Source organism: Arthrobacter sp. 05L44 (genome assembly GCF_056397605.1).
The window spans coordinates 117,647-127,763 of record NZ_JBFTNS010000007.1 but is presented as its reverse complement, the minus strand read 5'-3'; the positions used below and the strand labels follow the sequence as shown (position 1 = coordinate 127,763).

Sequence of the window (10,117 nt, the reverse complement as noted above, 5' to 3'; positions counted from 1 at the left end):
GAAACCAGCTGTAAAAACCATGCCATCCACGGGGTGGACAACACAGCCAAAACAACCAATCAATAAAACAATTGGTATCAACAAACTTGGCACACTATTGAGTTCTCAAACAACAGACACACCCGGCACCACCACAACCCCCTACAGGGCCGCGACTCGCTCCGGAGCAACTTTTCAAACTTACCCGCTCCAGCAGTCCTAAGCAAATCAGCGTTACCGCCAATCACCAGTCCCACGAACAGGCCCCCACCCGCCAACAGCACGCAAAACTGCGAACCATTTTCCAGGCCGTTTAGAAAGGGAGTCGGTCGCTATCTTTCCGCATCAGCGGCGGCGACTCGAACTACTCTACACACCAAACCGACCCCGAACAAATCGACCCCCACACCACCCCCCAGGCGTCAGGATCCGCGGAACGGCGGGGCAAAACGGGCCGCCAGTCCCCCAACCGGGCCAACCGGCGTCGGACATTGGGAGTGTGTGCTCCGTCACCGCGGCGTTCCCCGATGGTCGGGGGTGCCGCCGGCGCTTAACGGCAAAAGGGGCCGGCAACCATATGGTTGCCGGCCCCTTTTCAAGCCACTGGCTTCAGGAGTTCTGAATTACCAGGAAGACTTCGTGATGCCCGGGAGCTCACCGCGGTGAGCCATGTCGCGGAAGCGAACACGGGAGATACCGAACTTCTGGAACGTACCGCGGGGGCGGCCGTCGATGATGTCGCGGTTACGCAGGCGGACCGGCGACGCGTTGCGGGGAAGCTTCTGCAGGCCCAGGCGTGCGGCTTCGCGTGCTTCGTCGGTTGAGTTGGGGTCAACCAGAGCCTTCTTCAGTTCGAGGCGCTTTGCAGCGTAACGCTCGACGATGACTTTACGCTGTTCGTTCTTAGCGATCATTGACTTCTTAGCCATGTGTTTAGCGCTCCTCTCGGAATTCGACGTGCTGGCGGATCTTGGGATCGTACTTCCGCAGAACCATACGGTCCGGGTCGTTACGACGGTTCTTGCGCGTCACGTAGGTGTAACCCGTGCCCGCGGTCGACTTGAGCTTGATGATCGGACGTACGTCCTTGTCCTTTGCCACTAGAGCTTCACTCCTCGTGCCAGGATGGCGGCGACGACAACGTCGATGCCGCGTACGTCGATGGTCTTGATGCCACGTGCAGAGACCTGCAGGGTGACATTACGGCGCAGGGACGGAACCCAGTAGCGCTTCTTCTGGATGTTCGGGTCGAACCGGCGCTTGTTGCGGCGGTGCGAGTGCGAAATGCTGTGTCCAAAGCCCGGCTCGGCTCCGGTCACCTGGCAGTGTGCTGCCATGACGACTCTCCTCATAAAAATGAAATGAAACGGCTTGCGGAGTTCCCGCAGGTCCGTGCAGTAGGCGGCGTCCGCATCCAGCCCCGTCTTCAGCAGGCGTTCAGCAACCGGCAGGCCGGCTGCAGTCAGGACTGCGGTGAATATTGTGGGTCACGGGCACCAAGCGGTGATATCCATAGGGAACCACCGGGAAGGGCCGGGATGCTGGGCGAATACAGGAATGCGCGCAACTTGAGCCCCTAACTACCGGCCACCGGGCTGCCTGAACTTCCAGACATTCCCGCCAACCGGAGCAATTGCACACGCTCCGCGCCACCTAGCGCCTACCAAGTCTACGAGCTTGGCGAATTAAAGACCAATCCGGCCGCCCAGGGTGTATAAGCGGAGGCGGACCCGTGCAGGTGAGTCACATCCGCGACGCAGTTCTTTCACAGCAAAATGAAAGGCAACGGGCAGACTCTGGAGCCATGAACACACCGACCCAGACAGTCCTGCAGCCAGCTGCCCGACCTGCTCCGGCTGCCGGAAATCCCTTTGCAGGGCAGCACCGGCGGCGCCTGTTCAGGGCAGACCTCCTCACCGTCATAGCGTGGGCGTCAGTAGCGGCAGCGATCGCCCTATGGCTGGCCGACGGCGGGGCGGCCGGCATCACGAACCTCGCCGGCGCCCTCACGGCAGCCGGGATCGTCGCCGGGCTGGCCGGCATGGATTTGGTCCTGCTGATGCTGCTCCTGGCTGCTAGGCTCCAGGTCATCGACTCCGCCGTCGGCCACGACCGTGCGCTGGAATTCCACCGCAAACTCGGGAAGCCCTCGCTGTACCTCCTGCTGGCCCACGGCATCCTGATAGCCATCGGCTACGGCCTCGCGGAAGGGCTCGACCCGATCAGCGAATCGGTAGCCCTGTGGGTAAAGGTCCCCGACATGTGGCTGGCGTTCATCTCCATGGCGCTTTTTATCGCCGCGGTGGTGACCTCGCTGGTGGCGGTCCGCCGTCGTTTTCCCTATGAGTTCTGGTACGCGGTGCACCTCCTGACCTATGCCGCGGTGCTGACGTCCCTGCCTCACCAGTTCAGCGTTGGCGGACTGTTCGCCCAGGGCACCTGGCAGCGCTGGTACTGGCTGGCCGTCTGCATCGCCACCGGCGCCGCACTGCTCCACTACCGGGTTCTGGAGCCAATCGTCGCAACGTTCCGTCACCAGCTGCGGGTCAGCCGGGTGGTGGGCGTTGACCGCGGGGTGGTGAGCATCGAGATGACCGGCCGGCACCTGGACGAGCTGGCCGGCAGCGGCGGACGGTTCTTCATCTGGCGGTTCCTCGCCCCGGGACAGTGGTGGCACCCGCACCCGTTCAGCCTCTCGGCTGAGCCGGTTCAGTACGGGGCCGACGGCGCCGGCCGGTTGCGGATTACCGTCCGGAACCTGGGACGGGGCTCGGCCGCCCTCGCCCGGCTGAGGCCCGGCACCAAAGTCGCGATCGAGGGGCCTTATGGACTTTTCAGCACCGCGGCCCGTAGCCGCAGGCACGTCGTGATGGTGGGCGCCGGCATCGGCATCACCCCCATCCGCGCCCTGCTGGAAAGCACACCGTTCGCGCCGGGCGATGCGACGGTGATCCTCCGGGGACACAGCCGGGCCGGGCTGTACCTGAATGACGAGATCCTCGAGCTCTGCGAACGCCGTGGCGCCACCTTGTTCCACCTCACCGGCCGGCGGCCCAGGGGTGTCCAGACCTGGCAGCCCGACGCCGAAGCCCGGTCCGGCTACCGGCTGGCGAGCTACGCACCCCACCTGGCCGACGCCGACGTTTACGTCTGCGGGCCCGCCGCCTGGGCACGGAACGTCCTGGATGACGCCCGCCGGGCCGGTGTGCGGGAAGAACAACTCCACTACGAAAGGTTCGACTGGTGAGAATTCGCGCAGTAGTTTCAGCAACCCTGGCCTCCGTCGGGATCCTCCTGGCCGGCTGGCAGTCCGGCGCCCACGTGGCGGAAACGGCGAGCGCCGTCGGCACCACAGCGGGTTCCACCGGCGCCGGGTCCGGCACCACGGGCTCCAGCGGCACCTCCGGTTCCTCGGGGTCCACGGGTTCCTCAGGGTCGATCGGCTCAGCCGGTGCGGCCGCGAAAGCGGGCGGGACGTACGCGGGCGACGTCGTACAAACCCGGTTCGGGCCCGTCCAGGTGCAGATCACGGTCAGCGGCGGAACCATATCGGACGTCGCGGCGCTGCAGCTGACCAATGAGGACGGCCGGTCCGTGCAGATCAGCAACTACGCCGCTCCCTTGCTGCGTTCCGAGGTCCTCCAGGCCCAGTCGGCGAACGTCCAGACCATCAGCGGCGCCACGATCACCAGTTCGGCGTACCTGACCTCGCTCCAGGCGGCCCTCGATGCAGCCCACCTCTGAGCTGGGCCATCCGGAGCTCAAGGCCCGGACCTTCCACTGCATGGGAACGGTCATCAGCCTCACGGTTCCGGTGGGACCCGGCGGCTGGAGCGAAACGGCTGCGGCCGTATTAACGGAAGCCGCCGGCGTCGTCGAACAGCGTTTCGACGAGCTCGATGCCCGCTTCAGCCTCTACCGGCCCGGGTCCGAAGCGAGCCGGGTGGCCCGCGGCGAACTGTCGTTGCGTGATGCCTCGCAGGAGTTCCGCGATCGCTACGCCGAGGCCGCCGACTGGCGGCTCCGCACCGAGGGCGCGTTCACCCCGGAGCGGCCGGACGGCGTGCCCGACCTCTCCGGCCTGGTCAAGGGCGTCGCCATCAAGGAAGCCGGGGCCGCGCTGCACTCACTGGGTCTGGCCGACTGGTGCCTCAACGCCGGCGGCGACGTACTGGTGGACGGCTCGCCGATCGTTGGCAGCCGGGCATCGTGGCAGGCCGGGATCGTCGATCCGCAGGACCGGAGCACCCTGATTGCCGCCTACCCGCTGGGCGGAGCGGACGGAGCGGGCCCAGCGAGCGCAGCGGCCCTGGCCACCTCGGGCTCCGCCGAACGCGGCGACCACATTTGGACCCCCGGTGCGAGGATCCGCGAATTCCAGCAGGTCTCGGTTGCGGCGGCGGACATTGTCACCGCCGATGTCCTCGCGACGGCCATTGTGGCGGGAGGGATCCCGATGCTGAACCGGGCCACGGCGGGATGGGACGTCGAGGTGCTCGCCATAAGGATCGACGGCGGAATCCTCGCGACCCAAGGCTTCCGCGCTTAGCCGGCCGCCGACGTCGTTCTAAAGACGGACGGGCTGCGGATACCGCGGCGAGAGGCCGTCGCCCGAGGACTTGCCTGTGACCCGGCGCATCACCCACGGCCCCGCGAATTCACGCACCCAACGGGCATTTGCGCGCAGTGCCTCCGCGCGGCTGAGTTCGGGAACCGGCGTCATTGGCGGGACATCGATCGAGTGGTCGTGCTCTAGGACGGCCAGGACGCGCTGGGCCATGTTGGCGTGGCCGGCGGGCGACATGTGCATACGGTCAGTGGCCCACATACCCCAGTCGTAGTATTCGCTGAACCGCCAGTAATCCACCAGCAGCGCGCCGTGGTCGCCGGCGATGCCGCGGACCAGTTCGTTGTAAATGGCGGTGCGGCCGCGCATGGTCCCGAAGATTTTGGAGCCGCGGGCATCGAACCCGGTAAACATGACCACTTTGGCGCCGGTGGCTGTGAGCTTGCGGATACCGGCGTCGTACTCGACCAGCAGGTCATCGATATCGATCTTGGGGCGCAGGATGTCGTTGGCCCCGGCGTAGATGGTCACCACGGTGGGTTTAAGTGCGACGGCGGCATCCACCTGTTCCGCCATGATCTGGCGGAGCTTCCGGCCGCGGATCGCGAGGTTGGCGTAGCCAAACCCCGGGTCGGCAGCGGAGAGTTGTTCGGCCACCCGGTCCGCCCACCCCCGGACGCCGTTGGGGCGGCCCGGGTCGTCGTCGCCGACGCCTTCCGTGAAGGAGTCTCCGAGGGCAACGTAGCGGGCGGTGAAATCCATGGAGCAAGTCTGCCATCTCTGGCTGAGAGCACCCAAGGCGCCGTTCGGGGGCTAGTCTTCGCGCAGGATCCAGTGGTCGGCGTCGAGCCGGGCAACGATCTTTTCGCCGATGCGGGCCAGGTGGGCGACGTCGTCCGGGTCCAGGGCGTCCAGGAACAAGGACCGGACGGCCTCCACATGCCCCGGGGCGAGCCCCACAATGGTGGCCATTCCGGCGTCGGTGAGGTGTGCGGTGGTGACCCGGGCGTCCCCGGGGTGCGGCCGGCGTTCCAGCCAGCCCCGGTTCTGCAGCTTCGTGACCACGTGCGAGAGCCGGGAGAGGGACGCGCTGGTGCGGGCGGCGAGTTCGCTCATGGGCAGGTACTGGCCCTCGGCTTCGGAGAGCATCGCCAGCACGTTGTAGTCGAACATCGAGAGCTTCCCGGCCGCGTGCAGCTGGGTGTCCAGGGCGGCGGGCAGCAGCGTGTTGATGCTCAGTTGGGCCAGCCAGGCACGGCGTTCGTCGGCGTTGAGCCAGCGCGGTTCGGTCATGGCTCCATTCTAGGAGCATTGAAGCTTGACGGTTCAACTTCGAACGGTGGAAATGCGAGGGGAGGCCGCTCCGGGCCCTGGAAGGGCTTGAGGTGAGTGCTCCCGGACGGGCCTCCTGGCGGCGGTGTCAACGCGGTAGGCTGGCGCTATGTACGTAGTCTCCCTGACCTACAAGGTTCCTGAGGACATCGTCGACTTCCACCTGGCGGCGCACGTCGCCTGGCTGCAGGACGCCTTCGACCGTGGCGTTTTTATGGTGGCGGGCCGCAAAATTCCCCGCACCGGCGGCCTCTTCCTGTCCAATGCGGAGCGCACCGAGCTTGACGCCGCACTGGCCATGGACCCCTTCTACGTCAACGGCGTGGCGGACTTCGACGTCGAGGAGTTCCACGCCAGCCGGGTCGCGCCGGGCTACGAGAACCTGCTGGACAGTTAGGTCAGCGCGCCACGAGCTTTTTCAGTCCGCCCTTGCGCGGGACCTTCACGGGTTCGGGCCAGCGCGGGCTGAGCTGGTCCCCCAGGGTGACGCCCCGCAGCTTTCGGCCGAAGAGTGGGAGCACCCAGTCGTGCACCCAGCGGCGTTGCCGCCGTTCCCAGTCCCGGAGGCCAAGCCGCACTGGCGGATCCCAGTCCTTCAGGCTGATGGTGTGCGGCACACCCAGGTGGTCCAGGACCTGGGCGGCAAGATATTTGTGCCCTGCCTTGGACATGTGCAGCCGGTCCGTGTCCCACATCCGGGGGTCGTGGAAGGCGTCAAAGCACCAGTAGTCCACCAGGACCGCCCCGTACCAGGCCGCCAGTTCCCGCACCCGGCGGTTGTACAGGTTGTTCCTGCGCTTTAGGGGCTCCAGCAGCACCGAGACTTTGACGTCGAATCCTGTGAAGAGGACCACGGTGGCACCGCTGGCGGCGAGCTTGGCCACCAGGTACTCGTAGTCGTCCATCAGGTCTTCGATGTCTGTGCCGAAGTCCAGGATGTCGTTCCCGCCGGCATAGAGGGTGACCAGTGTCGGTTCCATGGCGAGGGCGGGTTCCAATTGCTCGCCGATGATGTGGCGCAGGCGCTTGCTGCGAATGGCGAGGTTGGCGTATTCCCACCCGGGGTCAGCTTTGGCCAGCTTCTCGGCCACCCGATCCGCCCAGCCCCGCACCCCGTTGGGCAGGCTTTTGCTGCGGTCCCCCACGCCTTCGGTGAACGAATCTCCCAGCGCGACGTAGATCCGCCGTCCGTGGGCGCCGGGTGAAAGGTGGTTCTCGGCCATGGCGCCACGCTAACCCTGCCCGGCGACGCCGGGGTTAACGCGCGGGGCACAACGGATGGCCCGCCCCCAGGGTCCTACAGTTCGGCTTTCCCCTGCCGCCAGTACCCCATAAACGCGACCTGCTTCCGGTCGATCCCCACATCCCGTACCAGGTACCGCCGGAGTTGTTTGACGGTGCCCGCCTCGCCGGCGATCCAGGCGTAGAAGGGCAGGGCGCCGGCAGGCTTTCCGGGGTTCCGGCCGGCTTCCAGCGCCGCCGCGTCCAGCCGTGCCGGGGTGTCCCAGAGGATGTCGCTGTCCACGTTGACGTCCTCGGGTTCCGGCCCCGCGGCGGACCCGGCGGGCCTGACACCCACCCAGCCCGGTGGTGGCACGGCCGCGCGGACCGCGGACTGGAGGCGTTCGCCGTGCGGCCGCGGTCCGGCCGCCGCGTCACGGGCCAGCCAGGTGATGGCAATGTCTGCCGGCGAGGTGAGGTCCTGGAAGTCGGCCGCCGTCGGAACTTCCAGAATGGCGTGGCCGCTCAGGTAGGGAGGCAGGCTCTCGAGGATCGCGCCGATGGCCGGAACGGCCGTCTCGTCCCCGGCGAGGAGTACCCGCTGGGCGAGGCCGGGGCGCCATTCGATGCCGGCGTAGCTTCCTGCGGTGACGCAGTGCGCGGCCCGGTTGTTGGGCCCGATCAGGACCAGGCTGTCGCCCGGTGTGGCGGTGGACGCCCAGTCCGCGGCGGGGCCGCCGTTGCCCGCGGCGTCGAAGTGCAGCACGAAGTCGACGTCGATCTCGGGATAGACGGCATCGAGGCGTGCCTGCCGCACGGTGTAAGTACGCATGGCGCCGCGCACCGCTGGGTCCAGGGCCAGCCATTCGCTATACCAGCCCGGCGTCCCGGTCCGGAATTCGGGCAGTTCGATGATTGAACCGTCGACGGCCCGGGACGGGATCATCAGTTTGATCCGCAGGTCCAGGGTGTTGCCGTGCACACCGAAGTGCCGCAGCGAGTACCCGCCGAAGGTGATGCGGCGGTAGCTCGGGCTCAGTTGCTCCACAGCAGTGACCCGGACGTCGAAGGCCAGCGTCATCGGCTCGCCGGCCGGCGGGGAGGCGAGCGCCGCAGGGGCCGGGGACGGTCGGAACGTTGCGGTCATGGGATCAGCTCCAGGTGCGGGTTTGGGAGGTGGGTGGGGGCCGGAGCCGCGTAGTGGCGGCCCAGCGGGAGGATCAGCGGGGCGCCGGAGACGGGGTCGGGGATCACCCGGGACTCCAGGCCGAAGGCGTCGCGGACCAGGGATTCGGTGATCACCGCCGTCGCCGGGCCTTCGGCGAGGATGCGGCCGGCCTTCATGGCGATGACGTGGTCCGCGTAGCGTGCCGCCAGATTGAGGTCGTGCAGCACAATCGCGACGGTGGTGCCGCGGCTGCGGTTCAGGTCCGTCAACAGGTCCAGGACCTCCACCTGGTGCGCGAGGTCAAGGTAGGTGGTGGGTTCGTCGAGCAGGAGCACCTCGGTTTCCTGGGCCAGTGCCATCGCGATCCACACGCGCTGCCGCTGGCCGCCGGAAAGCTGGTCGACGGAGCGGCCCGCGAGGTCCAGCGTGTCCGTGGCGGTCATGGCGCGCCGCACGGCGCGCTCGTCCTCCGGGGACGTCCCGCCGGACCAGCCGCGGAAGAAGCCCTGGTGCGGGAAGCGGCCGCGGCCCACCAGGTCGCGGACGGTGATGCCGTCGGGCGCCGTCGGATGCTGGGGAAGAAGGCCCAGCAGGCGGCCAACTTCCCGGGCGGGCCTGGTCCGGATGTCCTGGTCATCGAGCGTCACGGTGCCGGCCGCCGGTCTGAGGAGGCGGGACAGGGCCCGGAGCAACGTCGATTTACCGCAGGCGTTGGCACCGACGATCATGGTCACTTTGCCCTCGGGGATTTCCGTGGACAGCCCCTCGATGACAGTCCGCTGGTCATATTTCAGGGTCAGGCCGGCGGCGCGGAGCGTAGCCATCTCAGATGTCCTTTCGGTTGGCGGTGACCAGAAGCCACAGCAGGAACGGCGCACCCAGGGCGCCGGTGACGACGCCGACCGGCAGCACGGTCCCGTGCAGGGCGAGCGGGGCGAGATTCGCCGCAAGGTAGTCGGCGGCCAGGACGATCAGCATCCCGGCCAGGGCGGCTGCCGGCAGGCTGGCCTTGCCCACAAAGCGGCGCGAAATGGGACCGGCGAGGAAGGCGACGAAAGCGACGGGGCCGGCGGCCGCCGTCGCCACCGCCGCGAGGGCCACGGCGGTCACGACGACGCCGAGCCGGGTCAGTCCGACGCGGATCCCCAGGCCCGCGGCGGTGTCGTCGCCCAGTTCAAGGAGGCGCAGCGGCCGGGCCAGGACCGCGGCGGCCGGAACCAGCACGAGGAGGGCGGCGGCCAGGGTACCGGCCCGGTCCCAGCTGGCGGAGTTCAGCGAACCGTTGAGCCACACGAGCGCGTCGGCAGCAGTCCGGATGTCCGCCCGGGTCATCAGGAAACTCACCACCGCCTGCAGGGCGGCGGCGATGCCCACCCCCGCCAGGATCAGCCGGTTGCCTGCCGCATCCCCCCGGCCCGCGGCGGCGCCGAGCGCACCACGGCGGGAGATGGCGGAGATGAGGGCGGCGACGCCGAGCGCGCCGGCGAGCGCGGCGCCGGAGACAGCGGCACCGGATGCCCCGAAAACGACGATGGCCGTCACGGCAGCGGCACTGGCCCCGGAGCTGATGCCGATCACGTCCGGACTGGCCAGGGGGTTGCGGAGCATCGTCTGGAACAGGGCGCCGGCGAGGCCGAACGCCGCTCCGATCATGCTGCCGACGACGGCCCGGGGCAGCTTCTGCTCCATGACGATGAAGCTCGCGCCCGGAATCTTGGGTCCGCCCGTGACATGGGCGGCCAGGATCCTGGCGAAGTCCGGGACGGTAACGGTGTAACTGCCCAGCAGGACGGCCGCAGCGAAGAGCACCAGCACGCCAACGGCCAGCGCCGCCGTCCGGCTGATCTTCC

General features: G+C 67.7%; 14 protein-coding genes. 5 read left to right on the top strand and 9 right to left on the bottom strand.

Annotated elements, in window-relative coordinates; all coding sequences use genetic code 11:
- Window positions 1–202: hypothetical protein (locus AC1DHY_RS13685; RefSeq protein WP_476903768.1), on the top strand; the 202-nt coding region annotated here is incomplete at its 5' end.
- 400 nt (window positions 203–602) lie between these two features.
- On the opposite strand, the gene rpsN is transcribed toward AC1DHY_RS13685, so the two are convergent.
- The 3 genes from rpsN to rpmB are packed head-to-tail and all read right to left on the bottom strand — an operon-like array spanning window position 603 to window position 1,316.
- Window positions 603–908 (bottom strand): 30S ribosomal protein S14, encoded by a 306-nt coding sequence (rpsN, locus tag AC1DHY_RS13680; RefSeq protein WP_043485315.1) that lies wholly within the window; start codon window positions 906–908, stop codon window positions 603–605.
- Window positions 909–912: 4 nt separating this feature from the next.
- Complete coding sequence (gene rpmG / locus AC1DHY_RS13675; protein ID WP_056737121.1) at window positions 913–1,080, bottom strand: 50S ribosomal protein L33; 168 nt, start codon at window positions 1,078–1,080, stop codon at window positions 913–915.
- Window positions 1,080–1,316 (bottom strand): 50S ribosomal protein L28, encoded by a 237-nt coding sequence (gene rpmB / locus AC1DHY_RS13670; protein ID WP_011693744.1) that lies wholly within the window; start codon window positions 1,314–1,316, stop codon window positions 1,080–1,082. Before rpmB ends, rpmG begins: the two co-directional genes overlap by 1 nt.
- Before the next feature lie 467 nt (window positions 1,317–1,783).
- Between rpmB and AC1DHY_RS13665 the strand changes: the two genes are divergently transcribed.
- Genes AC1DHY_RS13665 through AC1DHY_RS13655 form a run of 3 tightly spaced genes read left to right on the top strand, consistent with a single transcriptional unit; the run spans window position 1,784 to window position 4,528 of the window.
- The gene (locus tag AC1DHY_RS13665; RefSeq protein ID WP_476879402.1) at window positions 1,784–3,226 is read left to right on the top strand and encodes a ferredoxin reductase family protein; all 1,443 of its coding nucleotides are present in this window, start codon (window positions 1,784–1,786) and stop codon (window positions 3,224–3,226) included.
- Complete coding sequence (locus tag AC1DHY_RS13660; protein ID WP_476879401.1) at window positions 3,223–3,723, top strand: FMN-binding protein; 501 nt, start codon at window positions 3,223–3,225, stop codon at window positions 3,721–3,723. The genes AC1DHY_RS13665 and AC1DHY_RS13660 overlap by 4 nt, the downstream gene beginning before the upstream one ends.
- Window positions 3,707–4,528, top strand: a complete 822-nt coding sequence (locus tag AC1DHY_RS13655) for an FAD:protein FMN transferase (protein WP_476879400.1) — start codon at window positions 3,707–3,709, stop codon at window positions 4,526–4,528. The genes AC1DHY_RS13660 and AC1DHY_RS13655 overlap by 17 nt, the downstream gene beginning before the upstream one ends.
- Window positions 4,529–4,546: 18 nt before the next feature.
- Here AC1DHY_RS13655 and AC1DHY_RS13650 read toward each other — a convergent pair whose 3' ends face one another.
- Both AC1DHY_RS13650 and AC1DHY_RS13645 read right to left on the bottom strand, forming a co-directional pair.
- Window positions 4,547–5,308, bottom strand: a complete 762-nt coding sequence (locus AC1DHY_RS13650; RefSeq protein WP_476879399.1) for an SGNH/GDSL hydrolase family protein — start codon at window positions 5,306–5,308, stop codon at window positions 4,547–4,549.
- A gap of 51 nt (window positions 5,309–5,359) precedes the next feature.
- Entirely contained in the window at window positions 5,360–5,839 is a 480-nt protein-coding gene (locus AC1DHY_RS13645; RefSeq protein ID WP_476879398.1) for a MarR family winged helix-turn-helix transcriptional regulator, read from the bottom strand.
- Window positions 5,840–5,987: 148 nt separating this feature from the next.
- Between AC1DHY_RS13645 and AC1DHY_RS13640 the strand changes: the two genes are divergently transcribed.
- On the top strand, window positions 5,988–6,275 hold the full coding sequence (locus AC1DHY_RS13640; RefSeq protein WP_476879397.1) for a YciI family protein: 288 nt from the start codon (window positions 5,988–5,990) through the stop codon (window positions 6,273–6,275).
- 1 nt (window position 6,276) lies between these two features.
- Here AC1DHY_RS13640 and AC1DHY_RS13635 read toward each other — a convergent pair whose 3' ends face one another.
- The 4 genes from AC1DHY_RS13635 to AC1DHY_RS13620 form a co-directional block, all read right to left on the bottom strand.
- Window positions 6,277–7,101 carry an SGNH/GDSL hydrolase family protein gene (locus AC1DHY_RS13635; protein WP_476879396.1) on the bottom strand — a complete coding sequence of 275 codons (825 nt, stop codon included), beginning with the start codon at window positions 7,099–7,101 and terminating at the stop codon, window positions 6,277–6,279.
- A 74-nt stretch (window positions 7,102–7,175) separates the two neighbouring features.
- On the bottom strand, window positions 7,176–8,180 hold the full coding sequence (locus AC1DHY_RS13630; RefSeq protein WP_476879404.1) for a siderophore-interacting protein: 1,005 nt from the start codon (window positions 8,178–8,180) through the stop codon (window positions 7,176–7,178).
- 62 nt (window positions 8,181–8,242) lie between these two features.
- Window positions 8,243–9,091, bottom strand: coding sequence for an ABC transporter ATP-binding protein (locus AC1DHY_RS13625; RefSeq protein WP_476879395.1), 849 nt, complete (start codon window positions 9,089–9,091; stop codon window positions 8,243–8,245).
- Between the two features lies 1 nt (window position 9,092).
- Entirely contained in the window at window positions 9,093–10,112 is a 1,020-nt protein-coding gene (locus tag AC1DHY_RS13620) for a FecCD family ABC transporter permease (RefSeq protein ID WP_476879403.1), read from the bottom strand.
- Window positions 10,113–10,117 lie beyond the last annotated feature (5 nt).

Bases quoted from the DNA above. Each gene is read 5' to 3' on its own strand.
- AC1DHY_RS13650 (WP_476879399.1), bottom strand. From the start codon at position 5,308: ATGGATTTCACCGCCCGCTACGTTGCCCTCGGAGACTCCTTCACGGAA.
- AC1DHY_RS13630 (WP_476879404.1), bottom strand. From the start codon at position 8,180: ATGACGCTGGCCTTCGACGTCCGGGTCACTGCTGTGGAGCAACTGAGC.
- rpmB (WP_011693744.1), bottom strand. From the start codon at position 1,316: ATGGCAGCACACTGCCAGGTGACCGGAGCCGAGCCGGGCTTTGGACAC.
- rpsN (WP_043485315.1), bottom strand. From the start codon at position 908: ATGGCTAAGAAGTCAATGATCGCTAAGAACGAACAGCGTAAAGTCATC.
- AC1DHY_RS13625 (WP_476879395.1), bottom strand. From the start codon at position 9,091: ATGGCTACGCTCCGCGCCGCCGGCCTGACCCTGAAATATGACCAGCGG.
- AC1DHY_RS13635 (WP_476879396.1), bottom strand. From the start codon at position 7,101: ATGGCCGAGAACCACCTTTCACCCGGCGCCCACGGACGGCGGATCTAC.
- AC1DHY_RS13665 (WP_476879402.1), top strand. From the start codon at position 1,784: ATGAACACACCGACCCAGACAGTCCTGCAGCCAGCTGCCCGACCTGCT.
- AC1DHY_RS13640 (WP_476879397.1), top strand. From the start codon at position 5,988: ATGTACGTAGTCTCCCTGACCTACAAGGTTCCTGAGGACATCGTCGAC.
- AC1DHY_RS13645 (WP_476879398.1), bottom strand. From the start codon at position 5,839: ATGACCGAACCGCGCTGGCTCAACGCCGACGAACGCCGTGCCTGGCTG.
- AC1DHY_RS13655 (WP_476879400.1), top strand. From the start codon at position 3,707: ATGCAGCCCACCTCTGAGCTGGGCCATCCGGAGCTCAAGGCCCGGACC.